Origin of the sequence: Sphingomonas radicis (genome assembly GCF_051400635.1) — a bacterium.
Lineage (GTDB): Bacteria > Pseudomonadota > Alphaproteobacteria > Sphingomonadales > Sphingomonadaceae > Sphingomonas.
The window spans coordinates 921,894-939,185 of the sequence record NZ_JBLFFG010000002.1 but is presented as its reverse complement, the minus strand read 5'-3'; the positions used below and the strand labels follow the sequence as shown (position 1 = coordinate 939,185).

The window sequence follows — 17,292 nt, the reverse complement described above, 5'->3', positions numbered from 1 at the left end:
CTCAGCGCAAAAGTGCGCGAGTCGAATTAGTGTATCTATTATCAGTCATATGACAACTTAAATAAATTCGTTTTATAATAGGAGGATGGAAGTCTAGGCCGGAAAGGCGCCTTAGACCCTTGCCGGCGCAAGGATCATATGTGCGCTGGATTCGCGACCCCTAAGACGACCTGCTGGAGAGGAGAGATAGGATGCGGAGTTCGATCGTTCGGAACGGATGGAATGTCCCGGCCGCGCTGCTGTTGCTTTCGGTTGCGGTTGCGGCCCAGCCTTCCGCGGCTCAGCAAGCTGCGGCGCCGGATATGCCCGCCATCGCGGGCGCCCTGCCGCCGCCTGCCAGCCGCGAGTCGCAGGGTGCGGTGGTGAAGGCCGACTATCGTTACGACGATCTGCTTTGGGAGAACGACCGGACCGCGCATCGGATCTACGCTCGCGCGCTGGAAGCGGCGGAACCGCCGTCGGGTTCCGGTATCGACTCCTGGGGCAAGAACGTCCGCTGGCCCTTTGCCGATCGGCAGCTGCGCAGCGGCGACCAGCATAGCTATCGTGGCGAAGGCCTCGATTTCTACAATGTGGGCGCGACCCGGGGCGCGGGCGGAGTCGGCATCTGGCACGACAACAAGCTGTGGACCTCACGCAACTATGTGCGCCACCGCATCCTGTCTTCGGGCGGACAGACTGCCGACTTCACCGTCGACTATGCGCCCTGGCCTGTCGACGTGGATCGGAAGGTCTGGGAAACCCGGCGCTTCACGCTCCCGCTCGGCACGCATTTCACGCGCATGGTTTCGACGATTTCGTCGGACAGCCCCAAGCCGCTGCTGGTGGGTATTGGCATCGGCAAGCGGACCACCGGGCAGGGGGCAGGCGAGCTTACCGTCGACGGCGCCAAGGGATTGCTTTCCTGGTGGGGACCGGCAGACGATGATCATGGCCGCATGGCAATTGCGATCCGCGTCGATCCCGCAATGATCGCCGAAGTGCGGGCCGACGCCGATAACCATCTCGTCCTGCTGCGGGTCACCCCGGGGCAGCCGTTCGTCTATTACTCCGGCTCCGCCTGGGACAAGGGCCAGGGCAACTTCCGCACGCGACAGCAATGGGACGCCTATGCTGCCGGCGAGCAGCTGGACTTCGCGGTCCCGAAGGGCGGAGACTAGCCGATGGCTGGTGCCGGATGCAGGATTCGAACCCGCGACCTTCGGTTTACAAAATCGCTGCTCTACCAGCTGAGCTAAACCGACAACCGCACGAAACCCACGGAAATCCGCGGGTTTAGCGCTTTTGATCGTGCCGGTTGCCCGGGTCAAGTCGATTTCGGGGCAAAATCTGGGGCAACGGCGAGCGAAGTTTTATTGTGTGCGGGCAGCGGTTTTTCCGGGCCAGCACTAACGCGTCGATCCAGCAATTCGCTGTGGCCCAAAAAAGCCGTTTGCGTTGAGCTGTTCGTTCTACGAGACAAGTAGAAATCACAATATATCAATGAATTATCAAACCCCAATTTAGGTCCGGTCCGGACTTAATGCGCGCTAGGTGCCATATTGGAGCCAAGAGAAACGGATCGAGCGTACTTGGTTGCGGCTTATGACTCAGAACAGCGGCCGTGGGTTTGTGGCTGGTGAGGTGGCTGCGTCCGAAGAATCAAATTTCACACCAATTAAGTTGGGGAGGCGGCTTAGGAGACTGATTACGATGAGTTGGGAGTGTCTCTCTTGATCCGGTCGACCTGGAGATGGCGATTTCCGCTTTGCGCCCCCAATCCGGTCATAAAGACATCGAGATTGAATTCCTGGAAGCGGGCGTTCGTTTTGGCAGATACGACCTTCTAGCGCGGCCTTGATGTTCGGCGCATCAGGCGAGATCGTGAATGTCCTTGCCCTGGTTGCCAGTGGTGTTAGCAAGCGCGTTGAGGCTTGCCAGGCGGACTGCCGCCCAAGCGACATGGGTCCTCCTATCTAGAGCCCAAGCTCGCTAGCCGGGCCTCAGCTGGCATTGGTGGCAGCACTAGCTTACCCAATTTCGCATGCGGCGATCGAGTTCGAACAGCGGCACCGGGCCGACCGCCAGAAGCGCGTCATAGAACATGCTCCAGTCTCAACGAAGCGCGCGGAACAAATGTCGGGCAACGGCATTGTAGACCGGTTACGTTAGATAAATGCTTGGGGTGCTGGGGAAATTCCGCATATTTCGCAATCCGTCTCTGCTCGGCGCAGCTGTGCCGTGCCTGAAATGATGCTTCCCGACGCCCGCCAAAATAGGACCGCAGATTGTCGAACGTGGAGGAATTCCCGCTCACAGCACGAACGCTGACCGAGTATGAAGCGCTGGCCGCTGCCGCGCCGACTACGCTCGATGCGATTCCCGGCGCGGTGTACATTTGTGACCACGAGGGCTGGCTCGTCCGGTACAATAGCGAGGCGGCGGAGCTATGGGGACGCACGCCGGCGCTTGATGGGACGCGCGACAGGTTTTGCGGCTCGCATCGCCTCTTTCTTCCTGACGGCAGCCCCCTCGCGCACGCGGACTGTCCGATGGCCGAAGCAGTTAAGGCGGGCGCCATGGCGCGGAACGCCGAAGTCGTGGTGGAGCGACCCGACGGCTCTCGGATCCTCGCGCTGGTGAACATTCGCCCGCTCCGGGATCATCGCGGAAGAATCCAGGGAGCGATCAACTGCTTTCAGGACATTTCCGCCTACAAGGCGATGGAGGAGGAGGCTTCCCGCAAGAACAGCGACCTAGAGGACTTCTTTGAGAATAGCGCGATCGGCCTCCATATCGTGAGCGGCCACGGGATCATCCAGCGCGCAAACCAGGCCGAACTTGATCTCCTTGGCTATTCCGCGGAAGAATATATCGGACGGCATATCGCGGAATTCCACGCCGACGCGCCTGTGATCGGCGACATCCTTCAGCGGCTTTCCTGCGGTGACAAGCTCGAGCGCTATCCAGCACGGCTGCGCGCTAAGGACGGATCGATCAAGCATGTCCTAATCACCTCGAACAGCCGTTTCGATAGCGGCAGGTTCGTCAACACGCGCTGCTTCACGACCGACGTGACCGACCTTCGCGCCGCCGAGGAGGCCCGGCACGAGAGCGACGAACGCCTCGCCGCCACCTACCAGGCGGCCAATATCGGCATCGCCGAGACGGACGCAGACGGGCGCATGATCAACGTCAACAACGCCCTATGCACGATGCTGGGACGCTCGTGCGAAGACCTCCTGGCGATGGCATTCGTCGACTATACGCACGAAGACGATCGCGAGGAGGATGCGACTTCCTACGCGCGACAGATCAGCGGCGAGCTCGACGGTTATTCGATACGCAAGCGGGCGCGCAGGGCCGACGGCACGACGATCTATCTGGACGTGTACAGCTCGTCCGTACGCGATGCCGCCGGGCGCTTCCGTCATGGTGTCCGCGTCATTCAGGACGTCACCGAAGCCGTCCGAATGGAAGAGCGTCTTCGCGAAAGCGAAAGGCATATGCGCGACCTGCTGGAGGCATTGCCTGCTGCCGTTTATACGACGGATGCCGAAGGGCGCATCACCTACTACAACAAGGCTGCGGTCGAGCTGGCGGGCCGGACACCGCAGCCCGGCGAGCAATGGTGTGTCACCTGGCGGCTTTACGAGACGGATGGTACGCCGCTGCCGCACGATCAATGCCCGATGGCGGTTACGCTCAAGGAGGGCCGGGCGATCCGGGGCGTAGAAGCCGTGGCGGAGCGGCCGGATGGCACCCGCGTCCCGTTTATTCCTTACCCGACGCCCTTGTACGATTCCGAGGGCAAGCTCGCGGGCGCCGTCAACATGCTGGTCGACATCTCTGACCGAAAGAAGGCCGAGGAATATGCGGCGCGGCTAGCAGCGATCATCGAGTTTTCCGACGATGCGATCATCAGCAAGGACCTGCACGGCATTATCGAAACATGGAATGGTGGCGCCGAACGGCTGTTCGGGTATGAGGCGAGCGAGGTCATCGGCAAGCCGATCAACCTCCTGATCCCACCCGACCGGCAGAATGAGGAACCGGCGATTCTGGACCGGATCCGCCGCGGCGAACATGTCGACCATTTCGAGACGGTTCGCACGCGAAAGGACGGAGCCCTGCTCGACATTTCACTGACGATCTCCCCGTTGAAGGATGCTCGAGGGCGCATCGTCGGTGCTTCTAAGATCGCCCGGGACATCACCGAGAAGCGTCGCGAGGAAGGGCGCCGCCAGTTACTCACCAACGAGTTGAACCACCGCGTAAAGAACACGCTCGCCACGGTTCAGTCGCTCGCGGCACAGACGTTTCGCGGTGAAAGCCGGAGCCCGGCGCTCAAAGAGTTCGAAGAAAGGTTGATCGCGCTGTCGCGCGCACACGACGTGCTTACGCAAGAATGCTGGGAAGGCGCCGATCTTGAGGAACTGGTCGCGCGGACGATCGCACCGATATGCCTTGCGCCCGAGCAGCGGTTCGAGATTTCAGGACCACCGGTGCGCTTGCGGCCCAAGGCAGCGCTCTCCTTGTCGATGGCCTTTCACGAGCTCTCGACCAATGCATTAAAGTACGGCGCGCTCTCGAATGAAGTCGGCCGCATCAGGATTCACTGGAACCTAGTTGGTTCCGGCGACGACCATCTACTCCATATCCGCTGGGAGGAAGCGAATGGCCCGGAGGTCCGAGTGCCGCAGCGGAGGGGATTTGGAAGCCGCCTGCTCGAACGGGCGCTGGCGCACGAGCTCGGGGCCAAGGTCGCGCTGTCATTCGAACAAGCCGGCGTGATTTGCGAAATCGACACACCGCTCGCGTGAGAGGATCGATAATGTTTCCAAACTTCAGGTCATCCTTGTGAGCACCTCGGGGGCGCCGCTACGCGTTTTCGTGGTCGAGGATGAAGCCATGGTCGCGATGCTGATCGAGGATCTGCTGGAGGACATGGGGCATGATGTCGGCGCCCTCGCGTCACGCATGCAGGACGCCCTGGACATCGCGCAGAGCGGCACATTCGATCTGGCGATCCTCGACGTTAACCTCGACGGTCAGCCGAGCTATCCGATTGCCGAAATTCTGAAGGGACGCGGTGTTCCATTCGCCTTCGCTACCGGATACGGGGCGAAGGGGTTGGAGCCGGCATTTACCGGAACGCCCACGCTGGCGAAGCCGTTCGGACGTGCCGACCTGCAGAAGCTACTCTCGCAGGTTCAGGCGCGCATATAGGGATTGACGCGGTTGCCGCCGCTGGCTTGCGGGTACTCGTTCTTGATTGAAGCACTTCGACCGACGAACAGCCACCCGTCATGCACGTCGAACGCGCGATGAACCCGGGGGCCTAGGCGGCGTGGACAAATTGGCTAGAGGCGCATTTCCCACGTGCCGTCGGGATATTTGATGATTTGTCGCCGCCATATCCAGACGGCGAAACCAAACATGATCGCTCCGGCTGCTACCCCAACGACCCATCCCTTCTGATGACCTTGAAAATAGGCTACCAGAATGCTGACAACGGCCGGAGCAGATAGCGCGAGCCAGTCCCGTCGAGTCACTTTCCTCATGCGGCGCAATCTATCGCGAAGTGGTCGGAAAAGCATCGATTTCGGCGTGGTGCTTGGATCGTCATTGACGCGATGGCCGGTCGCTGATTCAAGCCTGCTTTTTGGAGGTAGGCTTGAGCCGAGGCGATCTCACTGAAGCGGAATGGCGCATCCTGAAGGACTTGTTGCCAATCGAACCTGAAAATCGCGGGCGAGGCAGGCGATCGGAGCAAAATCGTTCTGTCGTCAACGGCATACTCTGGCAGCTCCGTTGCGGAGCGCCGTGGCGTGATGTGCCACCGAAATATGGAAGCTGGAACACGATCTCCCGGCGGTTCCGGCGATGGAGCGAAGCCGGGGTTTGGGAAACCGTGGCGGTGACACTCGCTGAGGCCATGGCAGACAGCGGCCACTATAGCATCGATAGCACCACCGTTCGCGCCCACGTCTCGGCAGCGGGCGGAAAAGGGGGACTCATCGACGCGCTCTTGGCCGCTCGCGGGGCGGGTTCACCAGTAAGCTTCACTGCCTGGCCGATGCCCTCGGACGACCGCTCGCTTTCCACTTGACCGTCGGTGAAGCTGCGGATTGCAAGGCGTATGATGACCTGATCGGCCTGCCAGAGCGAACGCCGGATGCCCTGCTTGCCGACAAAGGCTACGACGCCGACGCCATCCGCGCCGACCTTGCCGATCGGAAAATCGAAGCCGTCATTTCCGGTAGATCAAACCGCCGGGTGAAGATCGAGCATGACCGGACACTCTACAAGCAGCGCAACCGCATCGAACGCATGTTTGGCCACTTCAAGATCAACCGCGCCATCGCCACCCGCTATGATCAACTGGCCAACAGCTTCCTCGGCATGGTTCATATCGCCACCGCCGGATACTGGCTCAAATTCGTCCACGCCGCCTAACAGCGGTCGTTTAGACCTCGCATTGTTGGTCCTGGCGGATCGCCGCACCAAGGAGATCGGCATGCAAGATGCAGCCGCATTCCGTCACCCCCTAAACGGCAACCATGAAGCTGATACGGGCATCAATCCGAGTCGGCATGTCCGCGGTCCGGATTCTCGCTCAGCCATCGAATGTCGTCAGGCGGCGGCTCGCTCGGTGCGGCATGCGCCTCGGCGAATGCCCGGGTACGTAGCTTCCGTTCTTCGCGCAGGCCGGCGGCCACGCCTTCCGTGGCCCAGGCGGCAGCTGCGGCGCTTGCGACCTTCCTGACATTGTCGAGCGTGGCGGCACGGGCAAGCGCATGGTGATGCGCCTCTTGGGTGCGGCAAAGTTCGGAGGATGGCTGCATGAAACGGCCTTTCTACGGGAGATGGGATCAGGTTTTTTTGGACGGCTGAGCATGAGCCGTGCCCTTCAACGAGGGATTGGACGCGTTCTGCTTTGGAGGCTCCGGCTTCTTCGGCTTGCGCGCCTCGCGATTACCGCGTTGTTGTCCTTTGGTCATGTCATGACTCTCCTCAAGTTGGGGCTCGGGCGAACCTGGGCTCAGCTGGCAGGGTCCGAAAAGCGACAATAGCGGACGAGTCCAGCTGCATGCCGCACGTGCGGAATTGCGCGTGCGCCGCCTTCTGCGTCTCGACCGTCTGGTTGTGCGCGTCGACGACATGGGGCGCGAGCCGAGCGAAACGGGTACGAGGGATGGATCCCATGAGAAGAAAGCTCCGCGCAGAGCGGGAGCATGGAGAACTCTCAGTCGCGGCCAGGCTCAAAACGGACGGCGCGATAGAAGCTATATGGTGGCGGCGGCATCGCGGCGCCACCCCTCTATGGAACTGAAATAGTTTGCCCAGCGTCCTTGCCGTCAACTCGGTTCACAACGATATTGTGCAGCGCAGCAATTCAGCTGGAAGCTGCCATTCACGTCAGGGCTTCCGCCGTGGCCGGGAGAAAGCCCATGCGAAGCTTGAGCGACACTATCAGCCGCCTTTCACGGCTGCGGAGCCACCCCTCGCCGGGTATCGCGGGCGAAGACCGGTTGACGGATCTCCCACCATTCGGCTCCAACCCCGGCGCACTCCGTGGCCGCTTCTATCTGCCGCGGGCGCTACATGCGTCCGCAGCCCTGGTGGTCGTGTTTCACGGCTGTACCCAGGATGCCGCGGGCTATGACCGCGGTTCGGGATGGTCCCAGCTTGCCGACGAACTAGGTTTCGCGCTGCTGTATCCGGAGCAGCAACGCGGAAATAACGCCAACCTCTGTTTCAACTGGTTCAACACGCGGGATACCCGGCGAGATTCCGGCGAGGCGCTGTCGATCCGCCAGATGGTTGCAGCGATGGTCGCCGACCATCGCCTCGATCCCGCCCGCATCTATGTGACCGGACTTTCTGCGGGCGGCGCGATGGCATCGGTAATGCTCGCTACCTATCCCGACGTGTTTGCCGGGGGCGCGATCATCGCGGGCTTGCCCTATGGCACTGCCATTTCGGTTCCAGAGGCATTCGAACGAATGCGTGGGCATGGCGGACTGCCGGCGGCGTCGCTTGGTGCGCTCGTGGACGCTGCATCCTCTCACAAGGGGCCATGGCCGACGATTTCGGTGTGGCACGGCGACTGCGACGCAACCGTGAGTCCCGTGAATTCAACCCTCATCGTCGAGCAATGGCGCGCGATCCACGAGGTTGCAGGCGCGCCGATCGCTGTTGAGGACGTCAATGGCCATCGTCGCCGCGTGTGGCGCGATGCCCGGGGGCGTGATGTAATCGAGGAGTATCGCATCGCCGGCCTGGGTCATGGGGTCCCGCTTAGCACCTCCGGCGCAAATGCTTGTGGCTCCGCTGGGCCGTATATGCTCGAGGCCGGAATTTCCTCGACACGCCGGATCGCCCACTTCTGGGGCTTGGACTCGGCACGCGCGGAAGATCGGCTCACCTCCGCCGCAGAGGCAAAATCTCGATCGTCCGCAGCGGCTTCAACGTCCACCATGACCGTGCCGGCCGAACGCCGCGGAGCACAGCCGCAACCTCAGCCGGTTCCTGGCGACGTGGGACGCGTCATAGAAGATGCTTTGCGCGCCGCGGGCCTGATGCGTTGAGCGTAGCGGAAGGAAATTCATTGGAGCTTTCGCACCATCTCTACATGGTGCTGCTGGCCGGGGTGCTGCTCTTCGTCGCCGGTGTTCTGCTGGTGGCGCGTCCGGCCGCCGGTCTTCTAAGCTTGGTCGGATCGAAGCTGCCCTGGCGCGAGCAGCTGGTGATTTCCTTTTTCGGGATCCGCGGCATAGGCTCGATCTATTATGTCGCCTTCGCCCTCAACCATGGCTCGTTCGCCGACCCCCACCGGCTTTGGGCCATCGTCGGCGGCGTGGTGCTCGCATCGATCCTCCTGCATGGGATCACGGTGACCCCCGCACTGCAGTTGCTCGATCGATGGCAGCGACGCCGACGCGAAATCTCGTGATGCCCAGCCGGTTTCGGAGTAGAGTTTGCGTTGGAGGTCGGCGGCTTTGCGCGAGGTAGGATCGAGGATCGAGGATGGAGATTGAGGCGCGGCAGGCGCATGAATGGCGCGCCGATCAGTTGCGGCTGGCGGTCGAAGCCGCCGGCCTCGCGCTTTGGTCGTGGAACGTCGACAACGACCTATTCAGGATGGATCGTCGAGGCTTCGACTTGTGGGGGCTTCCCTGGAGCGAGTCGGTCACGTTCGAGGAGCTGTCGGCACATATCCATCCAGCCGACAAAGATCGCGTCCGGGCGGCGTTCGCTGCGAGCCGCGCGGTGCTCGGCCCCTATGAGACCGACTTCCGCGTCGTGGTCGGCGAGGAGGTCCGCTGGATCGCTGCGCGTGGACAGGGGGACGATGCCGGGATCCAGGGGCGGACGATGTTCGGCATCTTCCTCGACGTCACCGGTCGGAAGCAAGCCGAGGAAGGGCATGAGTTGCTGGCAGGCGAGATGAGTCACCGGGTCAAGAACCTGCTGGCTATCGCCACCGCACTCACGGCCATCAGCTCGCGATCGGCTTCGACAACCGAGCAGATGGCTTTGGAACTCACAGGGCGTCTCACGGCACTGGACCGCGCGCACGACTTGGTGCGGCCGCTCCCGGCGGGCCAGGGCAGGGCAGCCCTGCTGGGCGATTTGATCTCGATCGTTCTTGCACCCTATGATGACAGGGGCGCCTTTAGCGGACGCATCCGCGTTGCGGTTGAGCGAATGGGTGTCGGTGAAGGCGCCGCGACCAGCCTTGCGCTCATCCTTCACGAGCTCGCGACGAACGCAGTTAAATATGGCGCACTATCGGTTCCCGGGGGCAGGCTAGACATTTCGACTACGTCTGTGGGTGACGAGGTAATGTTGGTCTGGCTGGAGCGCGGAGGTCCAGCGGTCAAGGAGCCTACCGAGCCCGCCGGGTTCGGCAGCCGGCTTATCGAGCGCGCTGTGTCGCGTCAGCTGCGCGGCTCAATCGAGCACGACTGGTCGGAAGGGGGCTTGATCGTCACGCTACGAGTTAGCCGCGCCCGGCTGAATCTCTAGACGTGCAGGCCGAACGTTGCGAGTCACGACTAAATCGCAAGAGGTCCAACACCGGGCAGCATCAACATCCTGAGCGCTTCGCATGAGCTGAGGACGCTATGGGAAGGTTGCGCTGGCGCTCCCGTCAATTGCTTCCCCGAACGATGTGCTCCCGCAGCTTTCTACGGGCGACACGGCGTAGGTAAGCGCTATGCAATAGCGTCCACACGCACACGCTGACGAGCAGCGTGATTACGGCAGAGAGAATGAGCGTAATGAAGATGTGCAGTTCGATAGATAATTCCCACTTCAGGGTTCATGCGCTCAGCGCGACATGGCGCGATTCACGATCGCTCTAAGCCGGGCGCTTGAGAAAGGCGGCGGTTTCCCACCGCCTTCCACGCGAAATTGTTGCGATGTTTATCGGCAACGAACGTTGCCGCGCTCAATGGCCCGGCCGGCAACGGCACCGCCAGCGGCGCCGATCAGGGTTCCCAGGATCTGGCTGTCACCGCGCACGATGGTGTTACCGAGCAGCCCGCCAGCGGCGGCTCCGATGATCAATCCGGTCGTGCCATCCGAACGGCGGCAATAATAGCGTCCGTTCTGGCCGCGGTAGACACGGTCGTTATGGGCTAGCGTGCGGGTCCGGTAATAGCTGCCGCTGCGGTAATAGCGTTCGGCGTCATAACGATCCCTGCCGGGCTCACGACGGTCCCAGTCATAGTTGGCATATCCGCGCCAGCCGCGGTTGGTCTGCCGCGCGTTGCGATCCGCCTGGGCTAGATTGCGCGCATGCTCGCGCTGGGCTTTGCGAACATCGCGCGGATTGTCAGCGTCGCGAACGTCCTCGCGATACTCCCGGTCGGCCGCACGAACATCCCGACGTGACTCGCTCCAGCCCTGATTGGATTGCGCCAGGGCGGGGAAGGTCGGAATTGCCACGGCCACTATGGCGGCCGTCAAGAACATTTTCCTCACAGTTATTACTCCTGATCTTAGATAAGATTATCTGGAGAACGCATGTGGAAAATATAAGTTCAATAGAAATAAAATAAATAATGCTAAATAGAGTTCCTTCATTCATCAGAGGTTATTTATAGTTATTTTGTGGCATTATTAGTATCAGCTCGATCTATTATATCCTGCGTGGGATATGTTTAATTTTACGACGATGGATACCGGCTCGGTTGAGAGGGTGACGCCCATCTCGCAGTATCAGCTCGAACCGTCGAAAGTGAGCTCTGCGAGATTGCAGCCTTTCGAACCACGATGGGCAGGTCTTGCACCACGGGCGCGCGGTTAGAAGACGGTCAGCAGGCCCACGAACACGGTAAGGATTGCGAGCAGGATCACGACGCCCGTCAGCCCCACGCGCAATGCCAGCGGCAATTTCTGCCCCGCATTTAGGTCATGCGATCGTCCCCCGACCGGGATCGGGACCAGCAGACTGCGGAGGCCTCCCAATCCGGCCCGCCGCCGGTCATCGAGGAAGGCAGCGGACTCGGCAACCGGCTGCGGTTGCGATCGTAATTGTTGCGATGCCTCCTGCCTGCCGGCGCCCCCGCAGCATCCCAATTCGGAACAGCCTATTAACTTGCCCGGACATCCGCCAATGGCCTAACCGTCTCCGGTGTCGAAGCAAAACGGACATCTGCGGGAGTTTCGCAGAGACTGGGCTTGGCAGCAGGCGTTCACGGACGCCCTGAGCCTAAGCCGCGTGGCGATCAACGAGATGGGCGGCGGAAAAGCCCCGATCGAGACGCGAGCCGAGCTGGCCGCGAGGTCCTTGGCTCTTAGCGCAGGGGAGGGTGGAAGATGGATTGCCGTGACGCCGCCAACTACTGGTGGCAGGGCTTAATCGCAGCGAGCATACCCGCCTACATCGCTGGCTTGCTCATGATGGCCGCAGACGCCTCACGCTTTCCATGGGTCGCTGCGGCCGCAGTGTCGCTGATGATCGTAGCATTGGTCCCTTGGGCCATCAGCATGGTGGTAGATCGAACCGTGGTAGCGCGACGCGAGCTTGCCAGTCGGGATGGCGGCCACTGCGTATCCAGCAGCCACGCCGCACCGGGGCTGATTCAGGCCGGCCGGGTCAGCGGGAAAAGAGGATGTACCGCTGATCTATCTGCCGCTGCGCGTACAGATGAATGGCACGCGCCCCCTTGGGCCTGATCGCCGCTACTCGGGTCGCCCCCTAGCAACGGCATGTCGGGCTGAATGTCTTGTCGCAGCAGACGGTCCTGCCGTTCTTGCAGCCACATACTCCGCCATGGTGCGAGCAGCAGCCGCGTTGATACGCTTCGGCAGCGTTCGCGATGCCACATGGGGGCAGCGAGCCGCCCATGAGCACGCCCGCAATGGCGAGCGACAGGATCAGTTTCATATCCTCCTCCTGCGGCGAAGCTATACCTGCGTAGACTTGCAATGAAGTCGCGGCAGATGCATGGAGTGTTTCATCTTGAGAACGCCGGGAACCCAACGCGCGCGCGATGAGTCGGACCCTCCGTCATCAGGAGATCAACATGGCAGACGACAAGAACGACATCGGCTCCCCGGATCGCGATCGATCAACCTCGGCGAGGACTACGAGGTCCGCGATTGGGCGGAGAGCCTTGGCGTCTCGGGGGAAAGGCTTCGTGAAGCGGTCGCAACGGTCGGCAACTCTGCCAACAAAGTGCGCGAATAACTGAAGGGCTGAGAATGGGTGATTCGCCCACCGCGGACGAGTTGGGCGGTTTCCTCGCGTCCCTGCTCGAAGACGCGGCTGGAACGACGCGCGCGCATTGGGTGAAGGCAATCGCCAGGTCGAGCACCTGTCCCCGCTCCACATGCACGTTGAGGGCAGCTGGCGGGTGCATCTTAAGGGCAGGCTGACGCCGATGCGATCCGCAGGGCGGTTGAGGTCGTCCAGCAGAAGCATCCCTACGTCTCATCCTAACGAGCGCCGTCCCAAATCTGGACGGGGACGCAGATACTTCCGCGGGACCTTTGTTCCTCGTGCGCAGTTTCGGCCACGGAGCCACCGCAGTGTGCGAGTGAGCCGTGGAGGTGACCGTCGATGTCTGTGAGAGCGCCGACGAAGTTCGACCTTGCCGCCTTCGTCAACTGCCTGCTGCGCACCGGCCATAGCTGGGTGATCAGCCAGACCTATTCGGGATATCTGACGTGCCGGGAATGCGGCAGACGGAAGAAGCTGCGCTGAGCCTGGCATGTGCTGGCGGCCCGCGCGCAATGTTGCCCTCTTGCCAGAGCCATGAGACGCTGCAGCAATGGACGGGAACCCCACGCTCGAACGGCTCGCGATGTCGCTCACCGAGAAAGGTGCGCGGGCAGCCGTGCGGGTGATCTTCCAGCTATCGACCGACAGTGAGCTGCTCGCCCTGTATCAGGCGATCGACGGCATCCTCGGCAACCCACTCAGCGATCTTCTGGTCATCGAGCTAGAGCGACGCGGCATTGGGATCTGAGAAGGGCGACTTCGCCTTCCTCAAGCGGAATGAGCGGATCTACGCGCCAGGGCAACGCGTTGTGCAGCTCCTCGTCGTCCGTTCCTCAACCCTCCTGGCTGGCTGCCAGAATCCACGCGCAGGGCGGGGGCGAACTCCCGATAGAACGTTCCGTTCTTTGCGCCGGGAGGCTTCTGCTCGTCCGGGATCACGAAGCAACGCCTTCCATCGTTCCTGCAGTGCTACCGGTTCTTCCTTCGAAAGCGGGCTCGAACGGCAACCACATAAGCTGCAGCAGACGCACTACCCTGCGCGATGGCCTGAACAATGTCGGAATTTCGACGTTGAAGATGGATGCTTGCTGCTCGCGTAATAGAGCTCATTGCCGAGATGAGTCCGAAGGGCGTCTGCGATCAATGTGCGGCCCGCGCTCTCCACGTGCCGAAAGGGGATGTAAGCCAGATTACGTCCACTCTGGGATTTGCGAAGGGGTTCGCCCGCGTCCCCAGCCACTGTCCGTGCTGTCGTGAGCAGCGAATGGTTATCCGAGTGCAAGGAGCCGTCGACGTTCGGCCCTGGCTCCCTTAGCGCTGCCACTGCGCGAACTGTTTGTCGAAACTCAGGGGAACAGCCTGGAACCCGCGCGACAATCAGACGCTTTGCCCGCCATGCCCCAGTATCACCTGAACTTGTTCAACGACATCGTCGCTATCGACGAGGAGGGCCTCGAGTATCCCGATCTGAGCGCTGCCAAAGCCGCAGCCATCGAATCCGCGCGGGAATTGATGGCTGAGCAGATACGCAAAGGCCGTCCCGTCGATCTCAACCACCGCATCGAGGTGGCGACGCCCGACGGCGAGGTGATAGCCACGATCCCGTTCAGGGAACTGATCACGATCACTGACAGTGGCACTGCTTCCGACTAGGCTGAGTTCCACCCACCCTCTGACTTGCAGAGCATGGCCGCTGCGAAGCGTGCTCCGCGCATGTACAACCACTACACAAGGGCAACCGCTGAGATTGCCGTAGCGCCGCGCCTATAGCTCTACAGTCGAGACTTTTAGGCGACGTACCTTGCGAGCGTCGTGCCAAAGTTCCATCGGCTGGCGTTCTTGCAACGCCTTTGACAGCTGGCGTGCGCATCGTCTCTCGTGATAGATTCTCAGCTGGCTCGATGTGGCCGCTGCAAGCACTCATAAAATAGAGGTGAGGGTTTGCATCGGATGCCCTCCAGAAATAGGCGAGGACTTTCCAATGACTCTCAGCCGCCCGCGCCTGAATGATTGCTAGCGGCGCACCTCTTAAACTAAGTTGGGGCCGCTATCGCCCGAATCGAATAGATGTGCGCATGAATGTACGGCGTCCCTAGCCCGGCGACGCCCCTAGCGTCACCGGGCCAGCGCGGTTAGGCCTCCATGCTGTGCTTCAGGTCACGCATCTGATCGTGACCCTCTTTCACGGAAACATAAGCCTCCTGAATCACCTGGCGCACCTGCGGCGACAAATCGGCCTTTTCAAGGGCGGATTCGTACTTCGCTTTTATGTGATCCTCGCCGCGCTCGACCTCGTCGATGATGGCCTTATCGTCACGACCGGTCACTGCGGCTTTGAGATCTAGGAAGCCACGATGTGCAGCGGCCAGGGTGGTTCCGTCATCTTCCGGGTTTCCGCCGAGCCGGCCGACCTCCGCCTGCAGCTTGGTCAGCACTGCACGGCGCTCAGCGGCGCGCTGGTTGAACAGCTCCGCCAACCGGCTGTTCTCCGAGGCCTTTGCAGATTCGGTATATCCGTCGATGCTGTCGATGGTCGTCGCGATGAGCGAGTTCAGCGTCTTGATGTCATTGTCGATCATGGGTGGTCTCCGAATGGGTTATGCACAGTATAACGCGTCCGCCAGTAACTCGGGTGCGGGAGCAGGCGGCGGTAACCCTGCGTCTGGTCGCGTTTGCGCTTTAGCCTCGCCGCCCTCACTCGCACCCGCAACCCGCAACCCGCGCTCGCGGGCCCTTCAGTGGCTGCGTCACACGAGGCGCGCGGGCTTCAGCAGATCGGCGAGGCCGATGCGGTGGAGCATCTCAGCGCGCAAGCGGTCGAGGACCGCGAAGCCGACATTCGCGCCATCCTCGGCGGGGTCATAGTGGATCCGGAACGGACGCTCGCCGAATGGCATCTCGACGGCGGCGACGATCCGCTCGGCGACACCCGCGGGATCTGCGTCATCAGGAACGGTTTTCGCCAGCGCGGACGGCAACTCGTCCATCAAGGCCCGATACGGACCCGCCTCATATTCGGCGAGGCGGGCGGTGTCGGCGGGGCTGCCGGAATGCGCAAAGTGGTTGGTGCCTTTGGTGAAGGCGCCGGGCACCACGATCGTCGTCTCGATGCCCCAGCGCGCCAGCTCCCGGGCATATTGCACAGCCAGCGCGTCCATGGCCGCCTTGGCCGCGAAATATGGCGAGAGATAGGGGGGCGTACCGCCTGCCGAACTCGAGCTCGACACCCAAACAAGAAGGCCCTGCCGCTGGCCCCGCATGTGCGGAAGGGCCGCGCGATTCACACGCTGAGTGCCAAGCACGTTGACATCATATTGCTGGGCGAACTGCTCTGGTGTGAAGCTCTCGGCCGGGCCGAACATCATATGACCGGCGTTGTGGACGAGCACGTCGATGCGGCCGCTCTCGGCAATGATCCTCGCGACTGCTTCGTTTGCCGAGGAGTCCGACTGAACGTCGAGCTCGATCGGGCGGATGTCGCTGCCTTCCATCGCCGCCATTTCCGCGGCGTTCTTCGCGTTGCGGCCGGCGATATCGCGCATGGAAGCGTAAACGATGTGGCCGGCTTGAGCTAGCGCTTCGGCCGTCATGCGGCCGAAGCCGCTGGAAGCGCCGGTGATGAGAATGATCTTCTTCGGCATGACAGATTCCTTCTGAGAATGAGTTCGTGAAAGGGGGTGCCGACAGGCCTCGGAGGCCGCCGCGGCCTTCCGGAATGGTTGGCTTTCAGATGATCCCGCCATTCGCGCGGAGCACCTGGCCATTGACCCAGCCGCCGTCAGGGCCGGCAAGGAAGGCGACCGCGCTGGCGATGTCCTCGGGCTGGCCCAGCCGCTCGAGCGGAGCGAGTTTGGCGAGGGTGTCGATCACCGCCTGCGGCTTTCCGTCGAGGAAGAGGGAGGTGGCAGTCGGCCCGGGTGCGATGGCGTTAACCGCGATGTTCCTGCCGCGCAGTTCCTTCGCGAGGACATGGGTCATTGCCTCGACGCCCGCCTTCGTGGCGGCATAGACTGCGTAGGTCGGCTGGTAGAGCCCGACCACGCTCGACGAGAGGTTTATGATGCGCCCGCCCGGGCGGAGCCGCCTCACTGCTTCGCGCAGTGTGTTGAAGCTGCCCTTGAGGTTGATCGCGACCTGGCGGTCGAACAGCGCATCATCGCTTTCGGCGAGGCTCGCCAGCTGCATGATGCCGGCATTGTTGACCAGCACGTCCATGCCGCCGAATGCCGCCTGAGCCGCATCGAACATGCGCGAGACCGCTGCCGGGTCGCTGACGTCGGCCTGGGCCGGAATGGCCCTGCCGCCTTCCGCTTCGATCTTGGCGACCAGTGCCTCTGCATCTTCGGCGCGGCCGGCATAGTTGACGACGACAGTGAAGCCGTCTGCAGCGAGCCGCTGCGCGATTGCCGCGCCGATGCCCCGCGAAGCGCCGGTGACGATCGCAACCTTGTTCGTATCTCCGTTCATTGCCGTTCTCCTGAATGCTCCGCCCGTCGGCGGTACGGAGTAGATGCCCGCTGGCAGTTCGAAGATAATCCGGCTAGGAACGGCAACACTGTTCGAGTTAATGGAAT

General features: G+C 61.8%; 16 protein-coding genes, 1 tRNA gene and 1 pseudogene. 11 read left to right on the top strand and 7 right to left on the bottom strand.

The features are described from left to right. Nucleotides 1-191 precede the first annotated feature (191 nt). On the top strand, nt 192-1,160 hold the full coding sequence (locus tag ACMGDH_RS11345; protein WP_436828032.1) for a DUF4861 family protein: 969 nt from the start codon (nt 192-194) through the stop codon (nt 1,158-1,160). A gap of 8 nt (nt 1,161-1,168) precedes the next feature. On the opposite strand, the gene ACMGDH_RS11340 is transcribed toward ACMGDH_RS11345, so the two are convergent. Then, a tRNA-Thr gene (locus tag ACMGDH_RS11340) sits at nt 1,169-1,244 on the bottom strand. Nucleotides 1,245-2,276: 1,032 nt separating this feature from the next. On the opposite strand from ACMGDH_RS11340, the gene ACMGDH_RS11335 reads away from it, so the two are divergent. The 3 genes and pseudogenes from ACMGDH_RS11335 (at nt 2,277) to ACMGDH_RS11325 (ending at nt 6,438) form a co-directional block, all read left to right on the top strand. Continuing rightward, nucleotides 2,277-4,802 carry a PAS domain S-box protein gene (locus ACMGDH_RS11335; RefSeq protein WP_436828249.1) on the top strand — a complete coding sequence of 842 codons (2,526 nt, stop codon included), beginning with the start codon at nt 2,277-2,279 and terminating at the stop codon, nt 4,800-4,802. A gap of 37 nt (nt 4,803-4,839) precedes the next feature. Continuing rightward, nucleotides 4,840-5,208 (top strand): response regulator, encoded by a 369-nt coding sequence (locus ACMGDH_RS11330; RefSeq protein ID WP_436828031.1) that lies wholly within the window; start codon nt 4,840-4,842, stop codon nt 5,206-5,208. A gap of 436 nt (nt 5,209-5,644) precedes the next feature. After that, a pseudogene (locus ACMGDH_RS11325) lies at nt 5,645-6,438 on the top strand (IS5 family transposase). A gap of 122 nt (nt 6,439-6,560) precedes the next feature. On the opposite strand, the gene ACMGDH_RS11320 reads toward ACMGDH_RS11325, so the two are convergent. Together ACMGDH_RS11320 and ACMGDH_RS11315 are read right to left on the bottom strand one after the other, a co-directional pair. After that, nucleotides 6,561-6,827: a hypothetical protein gene (locus tag ACMGDH_RS11320; RefSeq protein WP_436828030.1), complete on the bottom strand. Its 267-nt coding sequence runs from the start codon at nt 6,825-6,827 to the stop codon at nt 6,561-6,563. A 27-nt stretch (nt 6,828-6,854) separates the two neighbouring features. Further along, on the bottom strand, nt 6,855-6,983 hold the full coding sequence (locus ACMGDH_RS11315; protein WP_436828029.1) for a hypothetical protein: 129 nt from the start codon (nt 6,981-6,983) through the stop codon (nt 6,855-6,857). A 450-nt stretch (nt 6,984-7,433) separates the two neighbouring features. On the opposite strand from ACMGDH_RS11315, the gene ACMGDH_RS11310 reads away from it, so the two are divergent. The 3 genes from ACMGDH_RS11310 to ACMGDH_RS11300 all read left to right on the top strand — a co-directional run bounded on the left by ACMGDH_RS11310 (nt 7,434) and on the right by ACMGDH_RS11300 (nt 10,014). Then, entirely contained in the window at nt 7,434-8,573 is a 1,140-nt protein-coding gene (locus tag ACMGDH_RS11310) for an extracellular catalytic domain type 1 short-chain-length polyhydroxyalkanoate depolymerase (RefSeq protein WP_436828028.1), read from the top strand. Between the two features lie 20 nt (nt 8,574-8,593). Continuing rightward, entirely contained in the window at nt 8,594-8,938 is a 345-nt protein-coding gene (locus ACMGDH_RS11305) for a cation:proton antiporter domain-containing protein (RefSeq protein WP_436828027.1), read from the top strand. A 74-nt stretch (nt 8,939-9,012) separates the two neighbouring features. Beyond that, the gene (locus tag ACMGDH_RS11300) at nt 9,013-10,014 is read left to right on the top strand and encodes a sensor histidine kinase (protein WP_436828026.1); all 1,002 of its coding nucleotides are present in this window, start codon (nt 9,013-9,015) and stop codon (nt 10,012-10,014) included. Nucleotides 10,015-10,413: 399 nt separating this feature from the next. Here ACMGDH_RS11300 and ACMGDH_RS11295 read toward each other — a convergent pair whose 3' ends face one another. Continuing rightward, entirely contained in the window at nt 10,414-10,965 is a 552-nt protein-coding gene (locus ACMGDH_RS11295; RefSeq protein WP_436828025.1) for a glycine zipper 2TM domain-containing protein, read from the bottom strand. Between the two features lie 1,477 nt (nt 10,966-12,442). Between ACMGDH_RS11295 and ACMGDH_RS11290 the strand changes: the two genes are divergently transcribed. From ACMGDH_RS11290 to ACMGDH_RS11275, 4 genes are all read left to right on the top strand, one after another. After that, nucleotides 12,443-12,685, top strand: coding sequence for a DUF3606 domain-containing protein (locus ACMGDH_RS11290; RefSeq protein WP_436828024.1), 243 nt, complete (start codon nt 12,443-12,445; stop codon nt 12,683-12,685). A gap of 372 nt (nt 12,686-13,057) precedes the next feature. Continuing rightward, entirely contained in the window at nt 13,058-13,201 is a 144-nt protein-coding gene (locus ACMGDH_RS11285) for a hypothetical protein (protein ID WP_436828023.1), read from the top strand. A gap of 67 nt (nt 13,202-13,268) precedes the next feature. Beyond that, nucleotides 13,269-13,466, top strand: a complete 198-nt coding sequence (locus ACMGDH_RS11280; RefSeq protein ID WP_436828022.1) for a hypothetical protein — start codon at nt 13,269-13,271, stop codon at nt 13,464-13,466. 668 nt (nt 13,467-14,134) lie between these two features. Beyond that, complete coding sequence (locus tag ACMGDH_RS11275; protein ID WP_436828021.1) at nt 14,135-14,371, top strand: DUF6894 family protein; 237 nt, start codon at nt 14,135-14,137, stop codon at nt 14,369-14,371. Between the two features lie 479 nt (nt 14,372-14,850). Here the strand turns inward: ACMGDH_RS11275 and ACMGDH_RS11270 are convergent, their stop codons facing one another. The 3 genes from ACMGDH_RS11270 to ACMGDH_RS11260 all read right to left on the bottom strand — a co-directional run bounded on the left by ACMGDH_RS11270 (nt 14,851) and on the right by ACMGDH_RS11260 (nt 17,185). Next, the gene (locus ACMGDH_RS11270; protein WP_436828020.1) at nt 14,851-15,297 is read right to left on the bottom strand and encodes a PA2169 family four-helix-bundle protein; all 447 of its coding nucleotides are present in this window, start codon (nt 15,295-15,297) and stop codon (nt 14,851-14,853) included. A 168-nt stretch (nt 15,298-15,465) separates the two neighbouring features. Continuing rightward, nucleotides 15,466-16,461 (bottom strand): SDR family oxidoreductase, encoded by a 996-nt coding sequence (locus tag ACMGDH_RS11265; protein WP_436828019.1) that lies wholly within the window; start codon nt 16,459-16,461, stop codon nt 15,466-15,468. Beyond that, the gene (locus tag ACMGDH_RS11260; RefSeq protein ID WP_436828018.1) at nt 16,445-17,185 is read right to left on the bottom strand and encodes an SDR family oxidoreductase; all 741 of its coding nucleotides are present in this window, start codon (nt 17,183-17,185) and stop codon (nt 16,445-16,447) included. The genes ACMGDH_RS11265 and ACMGDH_RS11260 overlap by 17 nt, the downstream gene beginning before the upstream one ends. Nucleotides 17,186-17,292: the final 107 nt, after the last annotated feature.

Bases quoted from the DNA above. Each gene is read 5' to 3' on its own strand.
- ACMGDH_RS11315 (WP_436828029.1), bottom strand. From the start codon at position 6,983: ATGACCAAAGGACAACAACGCGGTAATCGCGAGGCGCGCAAGCCGAAG.
- ACMGDH_RS11295 (WP_436828025.1), bottom strand. From the start codon at position 10,965: ATGTTCTTGACGGCCGCCATAGTGGCCGTGGCAATTCCGACCTTCCCC.
- ACMGDH_RS11265 (WP_436828019.1), bottom strand. From the start codon at position 16,461: ATGGCGGGATCATCTGAAAGCCAACCATTCCGGAAGGCCGCGGCGGCC.
- ACMGDH_RS11260 (WP_436828018.1), bottom strand. From the start codon at position 17,185: ATGAACGGAGATACGAACAAGGTTGCGATCGTCACCGGCGCTTCGCGG.
- ACMGDH_RS11320 (WP_436828030.1), bottom strand. From the start codon at position 6,827: ATGCAGCCATCCTCCGAACTTTGCCGCACCCAAGAGGCGCATCACCAT.
- ACMGDH_RS11285 (WP_436828023.1), top strand. From the start codon at position 13,058: ATGTCTGTGAGAGCGCCGACGAAGTTCGACCTTGCCGCCTTCGTCAAC.
- ACMGDH_RS11280 (WP_436828022.1), top strand. From the start codon at position 13,269: ATGGACGGGAACCCCACGCTCGAACGGCTCGCGATGTCGCTCACCGAG.
- ACMGDH_RS11310 (WP_436828028.1), top strand. From the start codon at position 7,434: ATGCGAAGCTTGAGCGACACTATCAGCCGCCTTTCACGGCTGCGGAGC.
- ACMGDH_RS11270 (WP_436828020.1), bottom strand. From the start codon at position 15,297: ATGATCGACAATGACATCAAGACGCTGAACTCGCTCATCGCGACGACC.
- ACMGDH_RS11290 (WP_436828024.1), top strand. From the start codon at position 12,443: ATGGAGTGTTTCATCTTGAGAACGCCGGGAACCCAACGCGCGCGCGAT.
- ACMGDH_RS11345 (WP_436828032.1), top strand. From the start codon at position 192: ATGCGGAGTTCGATCGTTCGGAACGGATGGAATGTCCCGGCCGCGCTG.
- ACMGDH_RS11300 (WP_436828026.1), top strand. From the start codon at position 9,013: ATGGAGATTGAGGCGCGGCAGGCGCATGAATGGCGCGCCGATCAGTTG.